General features: G+C 71.7%; 22 protein-coding genes. 2 read left to right on the top strand and 20 right to left on the bottom strand.

Going from position 1 to position 23,919, the window contains the following annotated elements; translation table 11 throughout:
* Positions 1-23: 23 nt before the first annotated feature.
* From ACQP1V_RS14760 to uvrA, 5 genes are all read right to left on the bottom strand, one after another.
* A complete protein-coding gene (locus ACQP1V_RS14760; protein ID WP_433423058.1) occupies positions 24-992 on the bottom strand; it encodes a gluconeogenesis factor YvcK family protein in 969 nt (322 codons plus the stop codon).
* Entirely contained in the window at positions 989-1,861 is an 873-nt protein-coding gene (gene rapZ / locus ACQP1V_RS14755; protein WP_067141783.1) for an RNase adapter RapZ, read from the bottom strand. The genes ACQP1V_RS14760 and rapZ overlap by 4 nt, the downstream gene beginning before the upstream one ends.
* Entirely contained in the window at positions 1,861-3,867 is a 2,007-nt protein-coding gene (gene uvrC / locus ACQP1V_RS14750) for an excinuclease ABC subunit UvrC (RefSeq protein ID WP_433423055.1), read from the bottom strand. Before uvrC ends, rapZ begins: the two co-directional genes overlap by 1 nt.
* A 72-nt stretch (positions 3,868-3,939) precedes the next feature.
* Positions 3,940-4,362 carry a Rieske (2Fe-2S) protein gene (locus ACQP1V_RS14745; protein ID WP_387416574.1) on the bottom strand — a complete coding sequence of 141 codons (423 nt, stop codon included), beginning with the start codon at positions 4,360-4,362 and terminating at the stop codon, positions 3,940-3,942.
* 163 nt (positions 4,363-4,525) lie between these two features.
* Complete coding sequence (uvrA, locus tag ACQP1V_RS14740; protein WP_433423051.1) at positions 4,526-7,366, bottom strand: excinuclease ABC subunit UvrA; 2,841 nt, start codon at positions 7,364-7,366, stop codon at positions 4,526-4,528.
* A 223-nt stretch (positions 7,367-7,589) separates the two neighbouring features.
* On the opposite strand from uvrA, the gene ACQP1V_RS14735 reads away from it, so the two are divergent.
* On the top strand, positions 7,590-8,240 hold the full coding sequence (locus tag ACQP1V_RS14735) for an MBL fold metallo-hydrolase (protein ID WP_433423048.1): 651 nt from the start codon (positions 7,590-7,592) through the stop codon (positions 8,238-8,240).
* A gap of 22 nt (positions 8,241-8,262) precedes the next feature.
* Here ACQP1V_RS14735 and ACQP1V_RS14730 read toward each other — a convergent pair whose 3' ends face one another.
* From ACQP1V_RS14730 to ACQP1V_RS14670, 13 genes are all read right to left on the bottom strand, one after another.
* Positions 8,263-8,556, bottom strand: coding sequence for a hypothetical protein (locus ACQP1V_RS14730; RefSeq protein WP_067141770.1), 294 nt, complete (start codon positions 8,554-8,556; stop codon positions 8,263-8,265).
* Between the two features lie 105 nt (positions 8,557-8,661).
* The gene (gene pssA, locus ACQP1V_RS14725) at positions 8,662-9,519 is read right to left on the bottom strand and encodes a CDP-diacylglycerol--serine O-phosphatidyltransferase (protein ID WP_067141768.1); all 858 of its coding nucleotides are present in this window, start codon (positions 9,517-9,519) and stop codon (positions 8,662-8,664) included.
* A complete protein-coding gene (locus ACQP1V_RS14720; protein ID WP_433423045.1) occupies positions 9,506-10,150 on the bottom strand; it encodes a phosphatidylserine decarboxylase in 645 nt (214 codons plus the stop codon). Before ACQP1V_RS14720 ends, pssA begins: the two co-directional genes overlap by 14 nt.
* 137 nt (positions 10,151-10,287) lie before the next feature.
* Positions 10,288-11,250 carry a TerC/Alx family metal homeostasis membrane protein gene (locus tag ACQP1V_RS14715; RefSeq protein ID WP_433423042.1) on the bottom strand — a complete coding sequence of 321 codons (963 nt, stop codon included), beginning with the start codon at positions 11,248-11,250 and terminating at the stop codon, positions 10,288-10,290.
* Between the two features lie 237 nt (positions 11,251-11,487).
* Positions 11,488-12,612 carry a glycosyltransferase family 4 protein gene (locus tag ACQP1V_RS14710; protein WP_433423039.1) on the bottom strand — a complete coding sequence of 375 codons (1,125 nt, stop codon included), beginning with the start codon at positions 12,610-12,612 and terminating at the stop codon, positions 11,488-11,490.
* Positions 12,605-14,290, bottom strand: coding sequence for a murein biosynthesis integral membrane protein MurJ (gene murJ, locus ACQP1V_RS14705; RefSeq protein WP_433423036.1), 1,686 nt, complete (start codon positions 14,288-14,290; stop codon positions 12,605-12,607). The genes ACQP1V_RS14710 and murJ overlap by 8 nt, the downstream gene beginning before the upstream one ends.
* A gap of 13 nt (positions 14,291-14,303) precedes the next feature.
* Positions 14,304-15,266 carry a hypothetical protein gene (locus ACQP1V_RS14700; protein ID WP_433425839.1) on the bottom strand — a complete coding sequence of 321 codons (963 nt, stop codon included), beginning with the start codon at positions 15,264-15,266 and terminating at the stop codon, positions 14,304-14,306.
* A 91-nt stretch (positions 15,267-15,357) separates the two neighbouring features.
* Positions 15,358-16,338: a copper transporter gene (locus ACQP1V_RS14695; protein WP_433423033.1), complete on the bottom strand. Its 981-nt coding sequence runs from the start codon at positions 16,336-16,338 to the stop codon at positions 15,358-15,360.
* Positions 16,335-17,531, bottom strand: coding sequence for a putative cytokinetic ring protein SteA (steA, locus tag ACQP1V_RS14690; RefSeq protein WP_433423030.1), 1,197 nt, complete (start codon positions 17,529-17,531; stop codon positions 16,335-16,337). Before steA ends, ACQP1V_RS14695 begins: the two co-directional genes overlap by 4 nt.
* Before the next feature lie 73 nt (positions 17,532-17,604).
* Positions 17,605-19,323: a DNA repair protein RecN gene (gene recN, locus ACQP1V_RS14685; RefSeq protein WP_433423027.1), complete on the bottom strand. Its 1,719-nt coding sequence runs from the start codon at positions 19,321-19,323 to the stop codon at positions 17,605-17,607.
* An 80-nt stretch (positions 19,324-19,403) separates the two neighbouring features.
* Positions 19,404-20,324: an NAD kinase gene (locus tag ACQP1V_RS14680; RefSeq protein ID WP_387416564.1), complete on the bottom strand. Its 921-nt coding sequence runs from the start codon at positions 20,322-20,324 to the stop codon at positions 19,404-19,406.
* Positions 20,321-21,130, bottom strand: a complete 810-nt coding sequence (locus ACQP1V_RS14675) for a TlyA family RNA methyltransferase (RefSeq protein ID WP_433423024.1) — start codon at positions 21,128-21,130, stop codon at positions 20,321-20,323. The genes ACQP1V_RS14680 and ACQP1V_RS14675 overlap by 4 nt, the downstream gene beginning before the upstream one ends.
* Before the next feature lie 118 nt (positions 21,131-21,248).
* Entirely contained in the window at positions 21,249-21,452 is a 204-nt protein-coding gene (locus ACQP1V_RS14670; RefSeq protein ID WP_067141741.1) for a hypothetical protein, read from the bottom strand.
* Positions 21,453-21,978: 526 nt separating this feature from the next.
* Between ACQP1V_RS14670 and ACQP1V_RS14665 the strand changes: the two genes are divergently transcribed.
* Positions 21,979-22,326: an SCP2 sterol-binding domain-containing protein gene (locus ACQP1V_RS14665; RefSeq protein WP_067141738.1), complete on the top strand. Its 348-nt coding sequence runs from the start codon at positions 21,979-21,981 to the stop codon at positions 22,324-22,326.
* Between the two features lie 96 nt (positions 22,327-22,422).
* Here ACQP1V_RS14665 and ACQP1V_RS14660 read toward each other — a convergent pair whose 3' ends face one another.
* Together ACQP1V_RS14660 and ACQP1V_RS14655 are read right to left on the bottom strand one after the other, a co-directional pair.
* Positions 22,423-23,427: an HAD-IIA family hydrolase gene (locus ACQP1V_RS14660; RefSeq protein ID WP_433425837.1), complete on the bottom strand. Its 1,005-nt coding sequence runs from the start codon at positions 23,425-23,427 to the stop codon at positions 22,423-22,425.
* Positions 23,428-23,435: 8 nt separating this feature from the next.
* Positions 23,436-23,858, bottom strand: coding sequence for a tetratricopeptide repeat protein (locus ACQP1V_RS14655; protein WP_387416562.1), 423 nt, complete (start codon positions 23,856-23,858; stop codon positions 23,436-23,438).
* Positions 23,859-23,919 lie beyond the last annotated feature (61 nt).

Genomic DNA, 23,919 nt, shown 5'->3' with positions numbered 1-23,919 from the left:
TCTCGCACCTAGGAGGGCCGGTCTCACCGCTTCTCACGGAAAATCTCGTCCAGGACGTTGGCAAGACGTGGTCCGTCGTGCCGGGGAGATCCGTCACAAGCACCCACATCGGCCAATACGAGACGCGCTCCCAGCGACACCACCGCCTTCTCCAGCTCGCGGGGGTCGCCGACCAGACCGTTGTCGGCGAGCACCGCGTCCACGGTCAGCGATGGGGCGTGCTCCCTGAGCACCTCCAGATGCTTCTCTGGGGAGAAACCGTCCGTCTCACCCGGCTGGGGGGCCAGGTTGAGGATCACCAGCCGCCGCGCGGTCGTGGCGTGCAGCGCCTGGGCCAGCTCGGGGACCTTGAGGTGCGGCAGGACGCTGGTGAACCAGGACCCCGGCCCGAACACCACCCAGTCGGCCTCGTGGATGGCCTCCACCGCCTGGGGGCAGGCCGGCGGGTCCGGCGGGAGCAGCGAGATCGCCCGGACCCGGCCGGGCGTCAGCGCGCACGCCACCTGGCCGCGCACGGTCGTGACCTCGCCGTCCAGCTCGACCTCGGCCTGGATGTCCAGCGGGACCGACGCCATGGGCAGCACCCGGCCATGGGCGCCGAGCAGCCGTCCCACCCAGTCGAGCCCCTCGACCGGGTCGTCGAGCAGCTCCCACAGCGCGACGATCAGCAGGTTGCCGACCGCGTGCCCGTGCAGCTCCCCCTCACTGCGGAAGCGGTGCTGGACGACCCGGCTCCACGTCTGGCCCCACTCACCGTCGCCGCACAGCGCGGCGAGGGCCATGCGCAGGTCACCGGGCGGGATGACGCCCAGCTCACGCCTGAGACGGCCGCTGGAGCCCCCGTCGTCGGCCACGGTGACAATGGCCGTGAGGTGCCGCGTCACCGTCCTCAGCGCCGACAGGGACGCGTACAGGCCGTGTCCTCCGCCGAGGGCGACCACTTTCGGGCCGGAGGAGCCGCCGTCCTCGCTCCCCTCGTCCTGAACCGTCACTCGCGCCCCACATCGCGGTGGCTGACCTGCACCTCGATGCCCCGGTCGCGCAGCCGCGCGCCGAGTTGCTCGGCCATGGCCACGCTGCGGTGCTTGCCGCCGGTGCAGCCGACGGCGAGCGTCGCGTAGCTCTTGCCCTCGCGCGCGTAGCCGGCGGCCACCACCCCGAAGACCTCCTCGTACGCGTCGAGGAACTCCTTGGCCCCGATCTGGCCGAGGACGTACTCGCGGACGGAGGCGTCCAGGCCGCTCATCGGGCGCAGCTCGGGGACCCAGTGCGGGTTGGGCAGGAAGCGGCAGTCCACCACGAGGTCGGCGTCCACCGGCAGGCCGTACTTGAAGCCGAAGGAGACCACGTTGACCTTGAGGCCCGGCCGGTCCTCGCCACCGAAGAAGGAGACGATCTTGTTGCGCAGCTCGTGGACGTTGAGCGAGGAGGTGTCGATTATGAGGTCGGCGTTGGCCCGGACCTCGCGCAGGATGCCGCGCTCGCGGGCGATGCCGTCCACCAGCCGGCCGTCGCCCTGCAACGGGTGGGGACGCCGCACGTTCTCGAACCGGCGCACCAGCTCCTCGTCGCTGGCCTCCAGGAAGACCACGCGGAACCCGACCCCGCGGCCGTCCAGCTCGCCGATCGCCGCGTTGAGGTCGGAGGTGAAGGCGAGGCTGCGGACGTCGACGACGGCCGCCACCTTGTCCGCGGCCAGCTTGACCCGGCCCGCCTCCTCGGCCAGGGAGAACAGCAGCCCTGGCGGCAGGTTGTCGATGACGAACCAGCCCAGATCCTCAAGGGCCTTGGCGGCGGTGCTGCGGCCCGCCCCCGACATGCCCGTGACGATCACGAACGCCGGCTCTCTCGCAGCGCACATCAGTCGTTCACCGCTTTCTCTCGGTCGGCGTCCCGCGCGCCGCTCAGCGCGGCCACGATGGCTTCGGCCGTCGCGGGACCGATGCCGGGGACCTCTCGGATCTCGGCCACGCCCGCCTCGCGCAGCCGCTTCAGCGACCCGAAGTGCCGGAGAAGCGCCTGTCTGCGGGCGGGACCGAGGCCGGGGACCTCGTCAAGCGCGCTCTCCTTCACGGCTCTGGACCGCTTCGAACGATGGTAGGCGATGGCGAACCGATGCGCCTCGTCCCGAACGCGCTGCAGGAGGTAAAGGCCCTCGCTCGACCTCGGGAGGATCACCGGCAGGTCGTCGCCCGGCAACCACACCTCCTCCAGCCGCTTGGCGAGGCCGCAGACCGCGACATCATCCACGCCGAGCTCGTCCAGCGCGCGCTGGGCGGCCGCCGCCTGCGCGGGACCGCCGTCGACCACGACCAGGTTCGGCGGGTACGCGAACTTGCGCGGCCGCCCCGTGTCGGGGTCGATCGGCAGGCCGGTGCGCGGGTCGGCGCCCTCGCTGTCCGGCCCGTCGGCGCCCTCGCTCTCCCGCCCGTCGCCGGTCGCCGACTCGGGGGCGGGCTCGGCGCCCAGCTCGCCGGTCGCCGACCGCTCCTCCAGATAGCGCTTGAACCTGCGCGAGATGACCTCGTGGATGGAGGCGACGTCGCCCTCGGCCTGCTTGATGGAGAACCGGCGGTACTCGCTCTTGCGGACCAGGCCGTCCTCGAACACCACCATGGAGGCGACCACGTCGGTGCCCTGGATGTGCGAGACGTCGTAGCACTCGATCCGCAGCGGCGCCTGGTCCAGGCCGAGCGCCTCGGCGATCTCCTGCAGCGCCCGGCTGCGGGTGGTGAGGTCGCTCGCGCGCCGGAGCTTGTGCTGGGCCAGGGACTCCTTGGCGTTGCGCTCGACGGTCTCCATCAGGCTCTTCTTGTCGCCGCGCTGCGGCACGCGCAGATCGACCCGGGCGCCCCGCTGCTCGGACAGCAGCTCGGCCAGGGCCTCCACGTCCGGCGGCAGCGCGGCGACCAGGATCTCCCGGGGGATCGCGGCCTCGCCGTACATCTGGAGCAGGAAGTGCTCCACCAGGTCGCCCGGGGTGGCGTCCTCGACCTTGTCGACCACCCAGCCGCGCTGGCCCCGGATGCGGCCGCCGCGCACGTAGAAGACCTGGACGGCCGCCTCAAGCGGGTCCTCGGCCAGGGCGATCACGTCACAGTCGGTGTCGTCGCCGAGCACGACGGTCTGCTTCTCCAGGGCCCGCTGCAACGCCTGGATGTCGTCGCGCAGCCGGGCGGCCCGCTCGTACTCCTCCACCGCGGCGGCCTCGCGCATGGCCTTCTCGAGCCGCTTGATGAACCGGCCGGTGTTGCCCGACATGAAGTCGCAGAAGTCCTCGGCGAGGGCGCGGTGCTCCTCCGGGGTGACCCGCCCGACGCAGGGGGCGGAGCACTTGTCGATGTATCCGAGCAGGCACGGCCGCCCGATCTGGCCGGCCCGCCTGAACACCCCGGCCGAGCAGGTGCGCACCGGGAACACGCGCAGGAGCAGGTCGACCGTCTCCCTGATCGCCCAGGCGTGGGAGTAGGGCCCGAAGTAGCGCGTCCCCTTGCGCTTGGCGCCGCGCAGCACCTGCACGCGGGGGAACTCCTCCCCCATCGTCACCGCGAGGTACGGATAGGACTTGTCGTCCCGGTACTTCACGTTGAACCGGGGGTCGAACTCCTTGATCCAGGAGTATTCGAGCTGGAGTGCCTCGACCTCGGTGCCGACCACCGTCCAGTCGACGCCGGCCGCCGTGGTGAGCATCGTCTGGGTCCGCGGGTGCAGGCCGGCGAAGTCCGCGAAGTACGAATTGAGCCGCTGGCGCAGGCTCTTGGCCTTGCCGACGTAGATCACCCGGCCGCCGGGGTCGCGGAAGCGGTAGACGCCCGGGGAGTCGGGAATCGCTCCAGGCGCTGGTCGATAGGTTGCCGGATCCGCCACAAATGCAAGCCTACTGTCAGCGACCGACAAAGCAGATCGCGACCGAGCGGCGGACGAGCCGGGGACCGCCCGTCAGAGGATCACGATGCCGTCGCCGTCCACCCGGAGCGGGAACTCCTTGAGCGGCGCCTCGGCCGGGCCGCGCAGGCAGGCGCCGGTGTCGAGCGCGAACGCGCTCCCGTGGCAGGGGCACTCCACGGCCTTGTCCGCGAACCGGCCGACGGCGCAGCCCTTGTGCGGGCAGACGGCGGTGAACGCCTTGAACACGCCCTCCGCCGGCTGGGTGATCAAGATCTTCCAGTCGTTGATCAGGGTGCCTCCGCCGACCGGGACGTCGGCCACCTTGGCGATGACCTTCCCCTTGATGCCGGGCGGCACCACCGGCTCCGGCGGCACGCCCACGCCGCATCCGGCGAGCGCGACGCCGCACGCCGCAACGCCCGCGGTCCCGAGCACCTGACGGCGCGTGGGCATGGAGGGGGAGGTGCTGGTCATGGTGATTTCCTTCTCGGGATCGGGGTGTGGCTCCAGCCTATGGACGGAAGCCGCTGCCCCCGCATCCGCCCCGGCCGGCGGCGAGGCGACACCTGCCGGGGCGGTAACGGTGCTCTCCACGACGACGCCGGGGCCGTTCGACGCCCCGGCGCACGGGTCGCGGTCAGACGCCGAGGATCTTGCGCAGGAAGACGCCGGTGTGGCTCCCCTCGACGTCGGCGACCTCCTCCGGGGTGCCGGTGGCGACGACCGTGCCGCCCCGCGAGCCGCCCTCCGGACCCATGTCGATGATCCAGTCCGCGGTCTTGATCACGTCCAGGTTGTGCTCGATGACGATGACCGTGTTGCCGTTGTCCACGAGCCGGTTGAGCACGCCGAGCAGCCGCCGGATGTCCTCGAAGTGCAGACCGGTGGTCGGCTCGTCCAGGACGTAGATGGTCCGGCCGGTGGAGCGGCGCTGCAGTTCGGAGGCGAGCTTCACGCGCTGGGCCTCGCCTCCGGAGAGCGTGGTCGCCGGCTGGCCGAGCCGTACGTAGCCGAGGCCGACGTCGTGGAGCGTCTGCAGGTGCCGCCGGATCGCCGGGATGGCCTCGAAGAACCCCAGCGCCTCCTCGATCGGCATGTCCAGGACCTCGGAGATCGTCTTGCCCTTGTAGTGGACCTCCAGGGTCTCCCGGTTATAGCGCGCGCCGTGGCAGACCTCGCACGGGACGTAGACGTCCGGCAGGAAGTTCATCTCGATCTTGATGGTGCCGTCGCCCGCGCAGGCCTCGCACCGGCCGCCCTTGACGTTGAAGCTGAACCGGCCCGGCAGGTAGCCGCGGATCTTCGCCTCGGTGGTCGCCGCGAACAGCTTGCGCACGTGGTCGAAGACGCCGGTGTAGGTGGCCGGGTTGGAACGCGGCGTGCGTCCGATCGGGGACTGGTCCACGTGCACGACCTTGTCCACCAGGTCGGTGCCGGTCACCCGCGAGTGGCGTCCGGGGACCGTGCGCGCGCCGTTCAGCTCCTTGGCCAGCGCGGCGTACAGGATGTCGTTGACCAGCGTGGACTTGCCGGAGCCCGAGACGCCGGTGACGGCGGTGAAGACGGCGAGCGGGAACTCCACGTCGACGCCCTTGAGGTTGTGCTCGCGGGCGCCCTTGACGACGAGCTGCCGCTTGCGGTCGCGCTTGCGCCGCTGGTCCGGGACCTCGATCGCCCGGCGGCCGGACAGGTAGGCGCCGGTGAGCGACTGCTCGCTGGCGAGCAGCTCCTCGACCGTGCCGGACACGACCACCTGGCCGCCGTGCTCACCCGCGCCGGGGCCGATGTCGACGACCCAGTCGGCCGCCGCGATGGTGTCCTCGTCGTGCTCGACGACGATGAGCGTGTTCCCCATGTCACGGAGCCGGATGAGGGTCTCGAGCAGCCGGTGGTTGTCCCGCTGGTGCAGGCCGATCGACGGCTCGTCCAGCACGTACAGCACGCCGACGAGGCCGGAGCCGATCTGGGTGGCCAGGCGGATGCGCTGCGCCTCGCCGCCGGCGAGCGTGCCCGCGGCCCGGTCGAGGGTGAGGTAGTCGAGGCCGACGTCGAGGAGGAAGCCGAGCCGCGCGTTGATCTCCTTGACCACCCGCTCGGCGATGTGCGCGTCGCGGTCGGACAGCTCCAGCGAGGACAGGAAGGCGGCGCAGTCCGCGATCGACATGGCCGACACCTTGGCGATCGAGGCGTCCCCCACCGTCACGGCCAGGGAGACCGGCTTGAGCCGGAACCCCTTGCAGGTGGGGCAGGGGATCTCCCGCATGAAGCCCTCGAACCGCTCGCGCATCGCGTCGCTCTCGGACTCGGCGTGCCTGCGCTGCACCCACGGGATGACGCCCTCGAAGGTGGTGTAGTAGTCGCGCTGCCGGCCGTACCGGTTGCTGTAGCGGATGCGCACCTGCTCGGCGTGGCCGTTCAGGATCGCCTTCTGCGCCTTCTTCGGCAGCCGCTCCCAGGGCGTGTCGAGGTCGAACCCGATCGCGGACCCGAGCGCTTCGAGCAGCCGGACGAAGTAGTCGCTGGTGTGGCCGCCGGACCACGGGCTGATCGCGCCGTCGCCGAGGGCCCGCTCCGGGTCGGGCACGACAAGATCCGGATCGACCTCCATCCGGGTGCCGAGCCCGGTGCACTCGGGGCACGCGCCGAAGGGCGAGTTGAACGAGAACGAGCGCGGCTCCAGCTCCTCGAACGACAGGTCGTCGTAGGGGCAGTACAGGTGCTCGGAGTAGAAGCGCTCGCGGCCCGGGTCGTCCTCGGGCAGATCGACGAAGTCGAGCGTGATCGTGCCGCCGGAGAGCTGGAGTGCCGTCTCGATCGAGTCGTTCATCCGGCGGCGCGCGCTCTCCTTGACCGAGAGGCGGTCGACGATGACCTCGATGTCGTGCTTCTCGTACTTCTTGAGCGTGGGCGGCTCCTCCAGGCGGACGATGGTGCCGTCCACCCGGGCCCGGGCGAAGCCCTTGGTCTGCAGCTCGCGGAACAGCTCGGCGTACTCGCCCTTGCGGCCGCGCACGACGGGGGCGAGCACCTGGAACCGGGTGCCCTCCTCCAGCTCCATCACCCGGTCCACGATCTGCTGCGGCATCTGCTTGGCGATCGGCCGGGCGCAGGTGGGGCAGTGCGGCTTGCCGATACGAGCCCAGAGCAGACGGAGGTAGTCGTAGACCTCGGTGATGGTGCCCACGGTGGAGCGAGGGTTGCGGCTCGTCGACTTCTGGTCGATGGAGACGGCCGGGGACAGCCCCTCGATGAAGTCGACGTCGGGCTTGTCCATCTGCCCGAGGAACTGCCGGGCGTAGGAGGACAGCGACTCGACATAGCGCCGCTGGCCCTCGGCGAAGATGGTGTCGAAGGCCAGGCTGGACTTGCCCGAGCCAGATAGCCCGGTGAAGACGATCAGAGCGTCTCGCGGGAGGTCGAGCGAGACGTCCTTCAAATTGTGCTCACGTGCGCCACGCACGATCAGGCGGTCAGCCACAGCGGTCCCGATAGGTCGTTGGAGTCAACAGAGGTGCACGGGGAGGCTATCTGGAGGCACCGACAATTTCGTGGGGGCCGGAGCCGCCCCCGGTTCGCCGCCAAGCCTCCGCGGACGCTCCGATGGTCGTGTCCCCTGTCTGTCCAGGGTATGGGCTCCTGCGACCGTACGCCCCCGAGTCCGCGATGATGACCTACGCCCGGACCGAGGATGAAGGAGTGGCATGAGCTACACCGGTGACGTGACCAAGGGCGGCCCCGCGGATGTGCGCGAGCTGCCCGGCCTGACCATCTCCAAGATCGAGGTCGGCGACTTCGGCAACAACGCCTATCTGCTGCGCTGCACGGAGACCGGCGAAGGCCTCCTCATCGACGCCGCCGCCGAGCCGCGCCGCCTGCTCCACCTGATCGGAGACCGCCCGATCGGCACCATCGTGACGACCCACCGGCATGGGGATCACTGGATGGCCCTGAAGGAGGTTGCGGCGGCGACCGGGGCGCGGGTGGTGGCCCATCCTCTCGACGCGCCTGAGCTGCCGGTCGCCGTGGCCCGTACGGTCGAGCACGGCGACCGGATCACCGTCGGCCGGATCCCGCTCGAGGTCATCCACCTGCGCGGGCACACGCCGGGGTCGATCGCGCTGCTGTACGAAGGCGCGGGCGGCCACCTGTTCACCGGCGACTCGTTGTTCCCCGGCGGGGTCGGCAACACGCAGAAGGACCCCAAGCGGTTCGACCGGCTCTACACCGACGTCGTCGAGCGGCTCTTCGATCGGCTGCCGGACGGGACCTGGGTCTATCCGGGCCATGGCAGGGACACGACCCTCGGCGCCGAGCGCCCGTCGCTGCCGGAGTGGCGCGCCCGCGGCTGGTGACGGTGGGGATCCGCCGGCCGCCTCAGGCGGGCCCGCCCGCCGAGCGGAGGGCGAACACCTTCAGGATGCGGTCGGCCGCGGCCTCCGGGTCGTCCGCGCTCTCCACGATCTCGCCCCAGGACCACCGGTAGAACCAGCCGTCCGGAGTGGCCACGCAGTCGACGGTCTCGCTGAGCATCGTCGCGCCCGGATCGGTGGCCTTCAGCGAGGGAGGATTTGACCGGAGCGCGACGTCGAGTCCCCTGATCTCCAACACCTCGGCCAGCTTGCCGAGGAAGTACGTCCGGGTGTGCTCACGAGGCGGAGTAGCGGTCATGCCTCATTAAACAAGGTGATCGCCTGGGCCGGAAGCCGGACACGAAAGCGGAGGGGCCCGGATTCGCATCCGGGCCCCTCACAATGCGCGTTCCGCGTCGCGCGGTCAGCCGACGTGCTCGTGCTCGTGCTCGGAGCGGCGCGCCCGGCGGCGCTCCCACTTGAAGATCAGCACACGCAGCGGGATGGCGGCCACGATGGCGATCTGCATGACCGCGCCCACGGTGATGAGCTGGTCGCCCCCGGCCAGGCCGGACGCCCAGATGCTCAGGCAGGCGACGTTGATCATCATCCAGGCGAGGACGATCGCCGCGACGTTGCCCTTGGGCTTGGGGTACTCGATGCGGCTGACCATGAGCCAGGCGACCGCGAAGATGCCGGCGATCGTCACGTAGTTGGGCTGGAAGAGCAGCACGAGCGACACGACCGTCATCGCGCCCATGGGGATGGGAAGGCCCATGAAGTCGCCGCTCTTGGTCTTGACGCAGGCGAAGCGGGCCAGCCGTACGACGCCGGCGAGCAGGACGGACGCGGCCGCACACAGCACAAGCCACAACGGGAGCCGGCCGGAGAAGCCGCCCCAGATCACGACCATGAAGGCGGGCGCGAAGCCGAAGCTGATCACGTCCGCGAGGTTGTCCAGCTCCGCGCCCATCGCGGACGCGCGGAACTTGCGGGCGACCAGGCCGTCGAACAGGTCGCAGGTCGCGCCGATGAGCAGGAGGACCACGGCGGTGCCGAAGAACCGCGGGTCGGGCTCGAACTTGGCGCCGGACCGCTGCAGAAGGTCGGAGATGGCCGACCACGCCAGGACGCAGACGGCGAGGAATCCACTGAGCGCGTTGCCGAGCGAGAGGGAGTCCGCGGCGGACAGGCGAAACGCCTTGCCCACGGGGCCGCGGGGCTCCTCCTCCTCCAGCTCGCCAACGGGCCAGCTCTCAGCGCGCAGCTCAGGCGTGGTCAATGCGAGTCACCCCCGCTACCGTCTTCTGGCCGACGCTCACCGCCGGTTCGATGCCCTCGGGCAGGTAGACGTCCACCCGCGAACCGAACCGGATCAGGCCGACCCGCTCGGTCTGCGACACCTTCGTGCCCGCGGACAGGTACGGCACGATCCGGCGCGCGACCGCGCCCGCGATCTGCACCATCTCGATGTCGCCGAGCGCGGTGTCGAAGTGCCACACGACGCGCTCGTTCTTGTCGCTGTCCTTGTTGAAGGCCGGGACGAACCCGCCGGGCACGTGCTCGACCGAGGTGATCGTGCCGGCCGCAGGCGCGCGGTTGACGTGCACGTTCAGGGGGCTCATGAAGATCGCCACCCGGGTGCGCCCGTCGGGCCACGGGTCGATGCTCTGCACCACCCCGTCGGCCGGCGAGACGATCCGCCCCTCGCCGGGGACACGCTCGGGGTCACGGAAGAACCAGAGCATCGCGCCGGTGAGCGCCGTGAGCGGCACCGCGGCCAGGGCCCATCGGGGGGACTTGCGGACGAGGGCCGTGCTGACGACCGCCGCGGCGACGGTAGGTGCCAGCCACGGCGACACCCCGCGTGCGAGCCGGACCCGGCCTCGGGGATTTTCGGAATCGTTGGACACAGGGAACCTTTGTACTCTTTGCGACAGGGGACCGATATGCGCCTTAACGATCGATATTACCGATCCCGTGGTCATTTGTACGGCACAACGAGACAAGCAAACAGTGTCAGTTCCCGTTGCGCTAGCCCTGTGGGCCCTCAGCGGGGAGTGACTACCTCATCCCGACGAGCCTTGATCAGGCTGACGACCGTCGTCACGGTCATCGTGACGCCGATAACCGCCAGAGACACCCAAATCGGGATCTGCGGCGCCCATGAGACATGGCTCTCATGCAACGCCTCGAGAACGAGTTTAACCCCGATGAACCCGAGCACGAACGCGAGACCGTAGCTGAGGTACACCAGGCGCTGCAGCAGACCACCCAGCAGGAAGTACAGCTGACGCAGTCCCATCAGGGCGAACGCGTTCGCGGTGAAGACGATGAACGGGTCCTGGGTGAGGCCGAAGATCGCCGGGATGGAGTCGAGCGCGAACAGCAGGTCGGTGGTGCCGATGGCGATCATCACGATGAGCATCGGGGTGACCAGCCGCTTGCCGTCCACCTTCACCGTCACGCGCGAGCCGACGTAGTCAGGCGTGGTGCGGAAGACCCGGCGGGCGGTGCGCAGCAGGAAGTTCTCGGTGAACTCGTCGTCCTCCTTGTTGTGATCCCGGACCAGCGTGTACGCCGTGTAGATCAGGAAGAGGCCGAAGATGTAGAAGAGCCAGCTGAACTGCGCGAGGGCCGCCGCGCCGAGCGCGATGAACGCCCCCCGCATCACCAGGGCGAGCAGGACGCCGACCAGCAGGACCTTGTGCTGGTAGAACCGCGGCACCGAGAACCGCGACATGATGATGAAGAAGACGAACAGGTTGTCGACACTCAGGCTGTACTCGGTGATGTATCCGGCGAAGAACTCTCCCGACGCCTCGGGACTCCACAACACGAGTAGGCCGATGCCGAAGAGCACCGCCAACGCCACGTAAAACGCGACCCAGAACGTGGCCTGCCGCATGGAGAACTCGCGGGGTTCACCGCGATCGACGATCCACAGGTCGAAAGCCAGGACGAGGAGCAGCCCGACCACCACTGCGACCCAGATCCACACGGAAACGTTCAAGATCTTTAACCTCCGGCGCGCGCGAAACACACTGCCGGAGTCTCTCCCGCCCGCACGCAAGCCGGACCGACGGCTCCGGGTGCGCTGACACCGTGATGACGAAACCGCCGCGAAGGGATACTCCCCCCAACGCGCCCAGTATAGGGATCAGGCGGGGACGCTCCTAATCCAACGTTCAAGAAGACCGCATCGCCAGGTCAGCGACGACCTGGCGGCACCTTGCCCGGCCGCGGGCCGTCAGAGCGGCCCCCCGGCGGAGTAGGCCCGCAGGGCCGAGGCCAGCGCGTCCGCCTCGTCCGGCAACTCCCGGCCCCGCCGGGCGGACCGTTCCGCGAGGGCCGCGAGCAGCCGCGGGTCTCCGAGCAGCCGGTCGACCTCCGCGCGCATCGCCGCCGCGTCCCCCTCGGGCACCAGCACCGCGGCGTCTCCGACGAGGTCGGGGATGCCGCCGACCCGGGTGGCGACGATCGGCGTCCCGGCCCGCAGCGCCTCCTGGACGGTCAGCGGCTGCCCCTCCCAGCGGCTCGGCACCAGCATCACGTCCGCGACCTGGAGCAGGTCCGCCGGGTCGGCCCAGCCGTACAGCAGGACGGGCAGCCGCTCGGCGTCGATCCGCTCCCGCAGCTCCTCCCGCAGCGGGCCGTCCCCGGCGACCACGAAGAACGGCCGCGCCTCGAACGGCCCGGCGGCCGCGTCCAGCAGCGTCTCCAGACCCTTCTGCTGGGCCAGCCGGGCGGTCGTGAGCACGACAGGCCGGTCCGCCGAGAAGCCCGAGGAGCCCGCGGCCCGCTCGGCCAGCTCGCGCCGCACATCCTCGGGCGTACGGGCGGGCGGCGTGAGGGGCGGCGCGGGCACCACGGCGGCGGCGACGCGCCGCGCTCCCCTGGCCCGCATCCGCTCACCGAGATCCGGGGACACGACCAGCACCGCGTCGGCCCGGCGCGCCACGATCCGCTCGAGAACGCCGTAGATGGCGCCGATCGCCCCGCCCGCGGTGACGGCGTTGTGCAGGGTGACCACGAGGCGCGGCCCGCGCCCGGACCCCATCAGCGCGAGCGCGGCGAAGGCGCCCGCCCGCAGCCCGTGCGCGTGCACCACGTCCGCGCCCCTGAGAGCGCCGCGCAGCCGTCGGACGGCCCCGGCATCGGCCAGAGGACGCGGCCGATCCGCGATCGGCACCTCCGCGAACCGCGCGCCGGCTCCGGTGAAGTCGAAGGCGTCCTCGGTCGCGCGCGGCCCCGCGACCACCACCTGGCGGCCGTCCCCGGCGAGCCGCTCGGCGAGCATCCGCACGTGCCGGCCCACGCCTCCCGCGCTGGTCCCCAGCACGAGCGCGATGCGGCGCACGTCGTGATCAGACACCGTCCCCCCTCGTTCCGGCCGCTTCTGTCCCGGCCTCCTCTGTCCCGGCCGCCGCTTTCCGGCGCGGCCTGACCGCCCGCAGGTCCTCGCGATCGAGCAGCGCCGCCACCAGGACCCCCGCGGCGACGGCGGCGGTCCCGGCGAGGATCGCCGCTCCCGCGCCGGCCCACGGTCCACTCACGTCCACGAGCCGTACGACTCCCGCGCCGGCCAGCCAGCCCGCGACCCCGCCGGCCAGCGCGGCGACCGCGGCCTTGGGTACGCCCCGCAGCGCCTCCCCACCGCGGGCCCGCAACACCGAGACGAGCAGGAGCGCTCCCCCCGCCGTCATGCCGACCGCCTGGCCGAGCGCCAGCCCGGCGAGCTTCCACCCGGCGGGCAGGACGGCCGCGAAGGCGATCTGGGCGGCGATGACGATCAGCCATCCGGCAACGAGGCCGCGCGCGGCCTGTCTGCCCCGGCCGTCCGCGTACAGCACCCGGCTGAGGTGGGCGGTCAGGCCGTAGCCGACCAGTCCCGGCGCGAACAGCGCGATCGCGCGGGCGAACTCGGCGATGTCGACGCGGGAGTCCGCCTGCGCCAGGAAGACCTCCGCGGCGGGAGCGGCGACAGCGGCGAGCGCTCCCGCGGCGAGCCCGGAGACCAGCACCACGGCCCGCGTCGTACGGGCCGACAGCGCGGCAAAGCCCTCCCGGTCGCCGCCGGCCGCCCGGGACGAGAGCACCGGGAACGCGCTCGTCGCGATGGGCACCGCGAGCACGGCGTACGGCACCTGGTAGATCGCCCACGCGTAGCCGTACGCGGTGAGCACGCCGCCCCCGATCCGGTTGGCCACGGGGATCAGGATCGCCGTGGCCGCCTGCTGCGCCACCAGCGCGCCGAGCCCGGCCAGGGCGAGCCCGCGCACCCGCGCGGCGACACCGGGAGGGAAGCGCAGCGTCGGCCGCAGGCGCAGGCCGAGCCGGGAGACCGGCCCGATCACCGTGACGACCAGGGCGAGCACTCCCAGCGAGGTGCCGACGGAGAGCGCGAGCTCGGCCGGGCGCGGCAGCTCGGCCAGGTCGGCGCCGACCCCTCCGAGCGGCACGAACAGCAGGTACGCGACGATCACGACCACGCTGGAGACCAGCGGGGCGACGGCCGGGGCGGAGAAGCGACGGTGGGCCTGGAGCACGCCGTAGAGCACGACGGCCACGCCGTACAGGGGGATCTGCGGGGCGAAGACGACCAGCATCCGGGTCGCCATCTCGGCCACCTGGCCCGCGTCGCACCCGGGGACCGTCGAGGCGACCAGGCCGACGAGCGGCCCGGCCAGCAGCGCGGTGAGCAGGGCGAACGGCACCAGGAGCACGACCGCCCAGGTCAGCAGCGCCGAGGAGATCCAGCCGACCTCCTCACGCGCCCCCTCGTCGGCGCCCGCCCCCGGGGTGGGGTTTCCGCGTCCGGCGGCTCCGGCCAGGACCGGCACGACCATCCCGGCGAGCGCCCCGCCGACGACGATCTCGAACACGATGTTCGGCACGTTGTTCGCGGTGACGTACGCGGTGGACAGGCAGTTCGTGCCGACGGCGCGGGCGAAGACCAGTTGCTTGGCGAAGCCGGTGGCGCGGGCGAGGATGCTGATCGCCCCGATGAGCACCGCCGCGCCGGCGACGCCCGCGCCCAGACGGCGGGTCATGCGGAGCCGCATCTCACGGGGTCGGGGAGACGACCGCGGGCGGCGGCGGCACGGGACGCCGGCCCAGCATGTCGATGCGGTTGAGCACGGGGTTGGCGGCGATCACCTTGGTGAAGCTCACCTTCTCCGACGCGGCGGTGAGCGCGGCGACCGTGCCGAGCACGGCCAGCCGGCCGGCACGGCCCAGCCGCACCGTGGCGGCGAGCCCGAGCAGCGCGCCGAGCGCGTTCGCCCCGGCGTCGCCCAGCATGGCCCGCTCCCCCAGGTCCTCCGGCAGCAGCGCGGCGGCGGCGCCCAGCGGCATCGCGGTCAGCACGGCCGCCGTCGTGTTCCGTGCGGGGACGCCGGTCGGGCGCGTCGCCAGGGAGACCGCGAGCAGCGGCGTCCCGGCCAGGAACGCGACCTTGATGGCCCGCCCCGGCCTGAGGTCGAAGAGGTTCGCCAGGTTGGCGCTCCCGGCGATGACGGCCCCGTCGAGCAGCGTGTCCATGGCGACCGCCGCCGCGCCCGTGGGACGGGCGGCCGGGTCGCGGGCGAGCGCCGCCGCGGCGAGGCCGGTGGCGCCGATCCCGATGATCTTGATGGCTCCGCTCGTCACCTCGCCGCGCGCGAGCGCCGTCAGGTGCCCCTTGAAGCCCTTGGAAGCGGTCGTGCCGAGCACGTCGTCGTACGCGCCGAGGGCGCCGCCGCCGAGACCCGCGAGCAGCGCGGCGGCGCGGAGCCGCGCGGGCAGGCCCGGCGCGAGCGCCGCCGCCGCGCCGGCTCCGGCGACCAGGGCCGGGCCCTCCAGCAGGGTGATCGGCTCGCCTCTGTGGTTGGTCCTCGTCCACGTCTTCTCGTCGCCGATCGGGGGGCGGCGACGGAACGCCGCGTAGGCGACGCGGGCGGCGACCGCTCCTGCGGCGGCGCCCGCGACGGCGGCGGCGAGGGCGCCGATCGCCGATCCGGGACGCGCTCCCGCCGACGTACGCCGCAGAGCGCTCGCCACCAGACCGGTCCAGGGACGACTGGCCACAGCAGGCTCCTCTTCCTCGGATCTTCCTCGATCGTGCTCGGGACGCGTTGGGTCAGCCGCCCGAGGCTACCGGCTTGGGGGTGGGGCCGACGCCGGGCGACACGGGCGGCGAGAACGCGGTGGTCTCACTGCCGACACCGTACGCGCCGGAGCGGCCGGCGAGCTGCTCCCGCAGAGCGTAGACGACGGTGATGCGGCCCGCGGGCATATCGATGGTGTCCACCGTCGAGACGTTCGACGCCGCCTCGCCCGCGTCGTGCAGGGCGGCGATCGTGCCGCCCGTGCCGGAGGCGGTGGTGGTGCCGACCAGGACGGCGCCGAGGCCGGCGGAGTCGAGCCCGGCCGTGAGGGCCACGACCGCCGCGGTCTGGCCTTCGGCGGTCTCCCCCTCGTACGGCTGGGTCGGCGCCACCACGATGGCGACGTTCGCCCGCTGCGCCGGGGAGCCAGCCGTAGCCAGGAATCCGCCGGTCTGGAACGCCTCGAGCACGCTCACGGCGGCCGGGTCGTCCCGCCCCGCCTGGCCCCGGTCGCCGGTGACGAGGGCACCGGCCAGCACCGCCGCCGCCTTCTCGTACGGCGTGGCCTCGTCGGGGAACCGCGTGCCGGCGGGGGCGACGGTGCCGGCGAGCTGGTCGACGACATTGGTCTGGTCGGCCTCGAGGAACTTCTCGGTCAGGCTGACCCGTCCGGTGTAGACGGCGCCGGAGTCGCCGAGGACCTTCACGAGGTCGTCGCGCAGGCCGGCCGGGGCCCCGGGGGCCTCGACGAGCACGACCCGCTCGCCGGGGAGCTGGCCGCGGACCAGCTCGGCCGTGTGCGCGGTGACGAAGGCGGCGGCACCCTTCTCCCGCGCCTGCAACGCGGTGATCGTCTCCCGGTTCTCCGTGTTCGCCTGGCGCAGTTGGCCGGTGATCTCCTCCGCCGTCCGGTAGAACGGCGTCTCCAGGACGGTGCTGCCGAGCACGATGCCGACCGTGAGCGCGAGGAAGATCGCCACGATGGAGACGAGATGATAACGGAAATCGATCACGAGAAGAGTCCGACCAGCCAGAAGGTGAAGCCGTTCCACGCCTCGATCAGCCCGTTCAGCCAGATGCGGCCGACGGGCGAGACCGAGAGCACCACACCGATCGTGATCAGCGTGGTGGCGACGAGGAGCAGCAATGACGGCGTGGAGATACGGCTGCGATACAGCCTGCTGACGCCCTTGGCGTCGACGAGCTTGCTGCCCACCCGGAGCCGGGTGAGGAAGGTGCTGGCCATGCCGGACCGCCCCTTGTCGAGGAACTCGACGAGCGTCCAGTGCGTGCCGACGGCGACGATCAGCGACGCCCCCTTGTCGTCGGCGAGCAGCATGGCGATGTCCTCGCTGGTGCCGGTGGCCGGGAACACGACGGCCTGCTGCCCGAGCTGGTGCACGCGCTCAAGACCTGGAGCGCGGCCGTCCCGATAGGCGTGGACCACCAGCTCGGCGCCGCAGCACAGCGCCTTCTCCGACACCGAGTCGAAGTCGCCGACGATCATGTCGGGCAGGTAGCCGGCCTCCACCAGGGCGTCGGCCCCGCCGTCCACGCCGATGAGCACCGGACGGTACTCCCGGATGTACGGCCGCAGCGTCGCGATGTCTTCCTTGTAGTGGTAGCCCCTGACGACGATGAGGACGTGCCGGCCCTCCATGACGGTGCGGACCTCGGGCACGCCGATGCCGTCGATGAGCAGATCGCGCTCGCGCCGCACGTACTCCATGGTGTTGGCGGCGAACGCCTCGATCTGGACCGACAGCCCGGCCCTGGCCTCCGTCATGGCGGCCTCGACCGACTCGACGGTCTGCACCTCGCCCTTGCCCACGAGCTCGTCGCAGAGGTGGATCTGCCCCTCATGGACGCGGACGACGTCGCCGTCCTTGATCCGCTCGAACAGCTCGGGGGTGGCGTTGTCGACGACCGCGACACCGGCCTCGACGAGGATCTGCGGCCCGAGGTTGGGGTAGCGCCCGCTGATACTCGCCGCGACATTGACCACCGCGGCCGCGCCACACGCGACAAGGGCCTCCGCGCTCACTCGGTCGACGTCAACGTGATCGATAATCGCGATTTCCCCGGCCTTGAGGCGCTTGGTCAGCCTCTTGGTCCGCCTGTCGATTCTCGCCACTGCCGTCACCCCGGGAAGGTCGTCTGCCTTCCTGCGGCGGAGGCCCGGAACGTTCAAGCTCGGGACCTTCATCGTGACCATCCTGCCAGAGTGGGCGACCAAGATGGTCCCGCAGCTCAGAGCGTGTCAGTTTTGTCACACTGTGTCAGGGTGTGTTCTTGTCCGCCAAAGCGATCGAGAGGAGTTCCTCGGCGTGCGCTCTACCCAGCTCGGAGTCCTCCAGTCCCGCGAGCATCCGGGAGAGCTCGCGGGCCCTGCCCTCCTGGGTCAGCGCGACAACGCCGCTGCGCACCACGCTGCCGTCGCTCGCCTTCTCCACGACCAGGTGCTGGTCGGCGAACGCGGCCACCTGGGGCAGGTGGGTGACGACGATGACCTGGGCGTTCCTGGCCAGCCTGGCGAGCCGCCTGCCGATCTCCACCGCGGCCTTGCCGCCGACGCCGGCGTCGACCTCGTCGAAGACGAACGTCGGCACGGGATCCGCTCCGGCGAAGACGACCTCGATGGCCAGCATGACTCGGCTCAGCTCGCCTCCGGAGGCGCCCTTGCCCAGCGGCAGGGGCGGCGCCGCCGGATGCGCGGCCAGCCGCAGCTCCACCTCGTCGACGCCATGCGGCCCGAAGCCGTCACCGCGTGTCACGGCGACGCTCACCCGGGCGTGCGGCATGGCGAGCGCCGTCAGCTCGGCGGTGACGGCGGCCCCGAACCGCTCGGCCGCGGCCTCCCGGATCGCGGTCAGGTCGGCGGCGAGCTCCTCCATACGCGCGACGAGCTCATCCTGCTCGCGGGTGAGCTCCTCGATCCGTCCGTCGTCGCCGTCCAGCTGAGCCAGCCGGGTCGCCGCGTTCCGCGCCCAGTCGAGCACCGCGGCGGCGTCCTCGCCGTACTTGCGGGTCAGCCCCGTCACCAGCGACCTGCGCTCCTGCACGGCCGCGAGGCGGGCCGGGTCGGCCTCGACGGACTCGGCGTAGGCGGCCAGCTCGGTCGCCACGTCCGAGATGAGGTATCCGGCCTCGGCCAGCCGGTCGGCGAGCCCGGCGAGCTCCGGGTCGAAGGAGCGCACTGCCTCCACCGCCGCCCGGGCCTGCCCGACCAGGGACACCGCGTCCTGCGCGATCTGCGGGCCGGCCATGGGGTCGCCGAGCAGCGCGGAGTGCGCCGTGGTGGCGGCCGTGCGCAGCGCGTCGGCGTGCGCCAGCCGCTCGGCCTCCTCCCTGAGCTCGGCGTCCTCACCCACCTTGGGGTCGGCCTTCTCGATCTCGTCCAGGCCGAAGCGCAGCACGTCGGCCTCCTGCGCGCGCTCCCTGGCCCGGGTGGTCAGCTCCCGCAGCTCCTCGACGACCTGCCGGTGCCGCCGGTACGCCTGCTCGTACGCGCGCAGCGGCTTGACCAGGTCGTCCCCGGCGTACCGGTCCAGCGCGGCGCGCTGGCGGCCCGGCTGGAGCAGGCGCTGCTGATCCATCTGGCCGTGCACGGCCACGAGGTCGTCGGCGATGTAGGTGAGCGTCCCGACCGGGACGGTGCGCCCGCCCAGCCAGGCGCGGGATCGCCCCTCGGCGGAGACCGTCCTTGAGATGATCAGCTCGCCGTCCTCGACCTCGCCTCCGAGGTCGTGCACCTGCTGGGCCACCTTGCCGTCGGTGGCGACGATCAGGGTGCCCTCAACCGTCGCCCGGTCCGCCCCGGGACGGACCCGCGCCGGATCGGCCCGGCCGCCGAACAGCAGGCCGAGCCCGGTGACGACCATCGTCTTGCCCGCGCCCGTCTCACCGGTCACCACGGTGAACCCTGGTGACAGCTCCAGTACGGCCTCGTCGATCACGCCGAGCCCCTGGATCCGGACCTCCTCGACCCGTGGCCGCACTGGTCCCCTCCCGTTTCGCCGACAGATCTCGCCCAGAGATCCTACGCACAAATCGCCAAGATTTTCGAGGAAGGAGGGTGTCAGGGGGAGCGGACGCGCCCGCGCCAGCCCTCCACCGGCAGGCCGAACTTGGCGACCAGGCGGTCGGTGAACGGCGCTCCGGTCGTCTCCACGCCCAGCAGCCGGGCCAGCCGTACGGGGACGGTTCCCCGGCGCACCTCCACCCGGGCTCCGGGCGGGACGTCGAAGCGGCGCCTACCGTCACACCACAGCACCCCCGCGCTGGTCTCGGGCACGATCTCCATGGCGAGCGTGGAACGCGGTGAGACCACCATCGGCCGCGCGAACAGGGCGTGCGCGCTGATCGGCACCATCAGCAGCGCCTCCACCTCCGGCCACACGACCGGCCCCCCGGCGGAGAACGCGTACGCCGTGGAGCCGGTCGGCGTCGCGCAGATCACCCCGTCGCACCCCCAGCGCGACAGCGGACGGCCGTCGATCTCGGCGACCAGTTCGAGCATCCGGTCGACCTTCTCGACCGTGGCCTCGTTCAGCGCCCACGTGTCCGCGAGCGTGGAGCCGTTCAGCCGGATGGCGACCTCGACCGTCATCCGCTCCTCGACCTCGTAGCGGCCGTCAACCACGCGGTCCACGGCGGCACCGAGGTCGGCGACCTCGGCCTCGGCGAGGAACCCGACGTGCCCGAGGTTGACCCCGAGCAGCGGGACCGCGGCCGGGCGGGCCATCTCGGCCGCGCGCAGCAGCGTGCCGTCGCCCCCGAGCACCATCATCAGCTCGCACTCGTGGAGCGAGGAGGGGGTGGCGGACACGACGTCGACGCCGGGGCAGGCGATCTCCTCCGCCTCGACGTCGAACACGCGTACGCGCAGCCCAGCGCCGAGTAACCGGTGGATCACCAGCCTGGCGCTGTCGACGGCCTGCTCCCTGCCCGTGTGGGCGGTGACCATGACGGTCCGCGTGGGGGCCTTCTCTGTCGTCACTGCGGCCCTTCCGCCACTGCCCGCTCGATGGCCGCGTCCAGGTCGGCCACCGACTCGTGTCCCGGCCCCTTGCCCAGCCAGATGACGTACTCCACGTTGCCGGACGGGCCGGGCAGGGGGCTCGCGGTGACGCCCTTCACGACCAGGCCCAACTCCAGCGCGGCCGTGGCGACGTCCCGGACGGACCCGGCGCGCAGCGCCGGGTCGCGGACCACGCCACCCGCTCCGACGCGCTCCTTCCCCACCTCGAACTGCGGCTTGACCAGCAGCGCGAACTCGGCCACCTCGGCGGCGCAGGCGGTCAACGCGGGCAGGACCAGGCGAAGCGAGATGAACGACAGGTCGCCCACGACCAGGGTCGGCGGTTCTCCCACCATGTCGGAAGTGAGGTCGCGGACGTTGACCCGCTCCATCACGGTGACGCGCTCGTCCGTACGCAGGGACCAGGCGAGCTGGCCGTACCCGACGTCCACCGCGAGCACATGGGCGGCGCCGTGCCGCAGCAGCACGTCGGTGAACCCGCCGGTGGAGGCCCCGGCGTCCAGGCAGCGGCGTCCCTCGACCTTGAGCCCCTCGAAGGCGGCCAGCGCGCCGAGCAGCTTGTGCGCGCCACGCGAGACATAGTCGGGTCCCGAGACGTCCTCGGCCACCACGATGGCGGCGGCGGTGTCCACCTGGGTCGCCGACTTGGCCGCCGTACGGCCGCCCACCGACACCCGGCCCGCCTCGATGAGCTGCGCTGCCTGTTCCCGCGAGCGGGCCAGCCCGCGACGGACCAGTTCGCTGTCCAGACGCACCCGCTTCATCGGCCCCACCAGCCCATAAGAAACATCTCCAACACACCACGCCCACAGGCGGGCCCACAACGGGAAGCTGGGCGGGACGCGACGCAGGAGGCTGACGCCGCCTCTTGTGATCGGCGGCTCACCTGCGCGGCTCTCCGGTGGGCTCGTCCACGGACGCGAGCGCGCCCTCCAGACACGTGAGCGCCTCCTCGAACACGCCGACGTGCTCGGCGACGGGCAGGTCCCCGAGCCGCCGGAGCGCGGACAGCGCCCCCTGGACAGCCTCGTCGCCCCCGCGCGGCGTCGGCTGCCCCTCCGACGGCTCTGCGCCGGTCTCGGTCATTCGTCCCCTCCGATGGATCCGGCCTGCGCCGATCCTGGTCGTGCTGGATGGTTCCCCGTGCGCCATCGCGGCCGCCCGTCCGGTTCCGCGCCGTGACGGCGGGCACGCCTGACGCTCGTCGGTCCGACCGTAGCGGACTCTGTCCGGCACAGCCTCGTGGTGGGCGCCTCGCCGGGTGCCACCCGGCGGCTCTCCCACGCGGGCCCGGAAATCACGGTTCCGGTGATTGGGACGCGATGCGTACAGTGCGGTTCTGTCGGCCGGGTACGGTCCGTACAGTGCGGCGGTCGCGCCACCCCGGCAGGGGCGGCGCGCTCGGTGCACGGCACGGCTCCACGGCGAGAACGGGGCGGCCGTGGTGAGGGCATCGGCCAGTCGCACATAGCCTGGCAGAGCCTCGACCACCATGCGGCCCCCTTGTCGCTGATCCTCCGGTACGTGTCACATTTCGCGCAGCGCTCATGAGGAACGCTACCGTCCGTAGGTACAGAGGCATCTGATCGGCCGTGGGAAGAGAGGCATACGCATGGCGACCGTCGAGGAATGCCGGGCGGCGCTCGAGAAACTCGTCGAACAGTTCGACGAGATCAGCGACGAGGACCGTGCCAGGCACGTCGTCGAGCGCAGGCTTACCTGCCATATCTCCGACCTCGGCATGACCTTCTACGGCCGGATCCACCGGTCGGGGCTGGACCCGTTCACCGACGCCCCTCCTCAGGACGGCCGGCCCAGCGAGGTCAAGATCACAATCGCCAGCTCGGACCTGATCTCCATGGTCAACGGCGAACTCGACATGGGCCGCGCGCTCTTCGGCGGCCGGGTCAAGATCGACGCCAGCCTCGGCGACCTCTTGCGGCTCCGCAAGCTTCTCTGACGTCACCGCGGATGCCCGCTCCGACGGTTCCCTTCCCTCCCTGAGGCTCCCTCGGCCAGGCGCGACGATCGTCGCCCGCCCGGCCGGGGTTCGCGGTCATCGTGTCAGCGATCCGAGGGCCGCGAGGACCGGCTTCACCGCGTCCTCGTCCACCCTGCCGTCGCCGGCCGCATCCCATGCCGCCGCGCACGCCGCGCGCAGCGCGTCGATCGGCTCACCGCCGCCGGACAGGTCGAGCCGGCCGCTTTCGCAGCGGGCCGTCCACCCTCCGCATTCCCATCCGCCGGAGCCGCGCCGTACGTGGGCCGGGGGCTCGTGCAGCCCGGACAGGTCCGCCGCCACATGCGTGGGCCGATGCTCTGGCGGCGCGGTGAGCAGGTCCAGCGGCCCCGTCACACCGGTCAGGACGAGCAGGCTGTCCACGCCCGCCCGGGTCGCGCCTTCGATATCGGTGTCGAGCCGATCGCCCACGATCAGTGGCCGCTCCGCCCCCGTTCGGATGATCGACTCCCGATGTAGCGGCGGCTCGGGCTTGCCCGCGACGACCGGCTCGACGCCGGCCGCGGTGGCGATCACCCTGCTCATCGAGCCGTTACCCGGCAGTTCGCCCCGATTGGTCGGCATCGTCGTGTCCCCGTTCGCCGCGACGAACCAGGCCCCCGCCCGTACGGCGAGCGTCCCCTCGCAGAGCAGGCCGTAAGACAGGCCGTCCCAGATGCCCTGGACGACAGCGACGGGACCGTCCAGCGCGGTGGTCACGGGACGCAGCCCGTATGCCCGCACCGCACCGCGCAGCCCCATGCCGCCGACGACCAGCACGGGAGATCCGGCCGGGAACCGCTCGGCCACCAGCCGGGCGGCCGCCTGGGCGGACGTCACCACGTCGTCGCAGGTCGCCGGGATGCCGAGACCGGTGAGATGCTCGGCGATCGCGCCCGGCGTCCGGGAGGCGTTGTTCGTGACGAAGGCGAGCCGTCCCCCGCGCTCCCGCGCCTCGGCGAGGGCTTCGGGAGCGTTCCGGACGGCATGGCGGCCGAGGTAAACGACACCGTCCAGGTCGAGCAGAAGAGTGTCGTACGCCTCGAGCAGGCTTGCCGGCATGTCGGGACTCACGCCTCCCTCGCCCGCAGGGTGGCCCGCACCTGGGTCAGCGCGGAGACGTAGTGTCGCAGATCGGGACGCATGGCCACGGCGACGGCCAGCGGCTCCTGAGCTCCCTCGATGTCACCAGTACGCCACAATGCCATGCCCAGCCCGTAGTAGGCGTAGTCCTCGGCCGGGTTGGCGTCCACGATCCAGCGGAAACTGCCGATCGCATCGACGTACCTGCGGGAGTTGAACTGCGCCCGTGCCAGCGCCTCACGAATGCTGCGGGAATCGGGCTCCACCTGAGCCGCACGTTCCAGGAGCGCCGCCGCGGCGGCCGGGCTGCCCTCTTCCAGGAGCTTGACGCCACGCTGGAACCACTCGTAAACACCCCCAGCCGGGCCGTTCTGCTGGTCATCCGATGGTCCGTGTCGTCCCTGGATCATTCTGTGGGGCCTCCTGCAATGCGAATTCCTGACCAACGGGCCACCGCAGCCTCGGGAAGAC

It is taken from the genome of Microtetraspora malaysiensis (assembly GCF_050947145.1).
Lineage (GTDB): Bacteria > Actinomycetota > Actinomycetes > Streptosporangiales > Streptosporangiaceae > Microtetraspora_A > Microtetraspora_A malaysiensis.
This window is presented reverse-complemented; position numbering and strand designations above follow the sequence as displayed.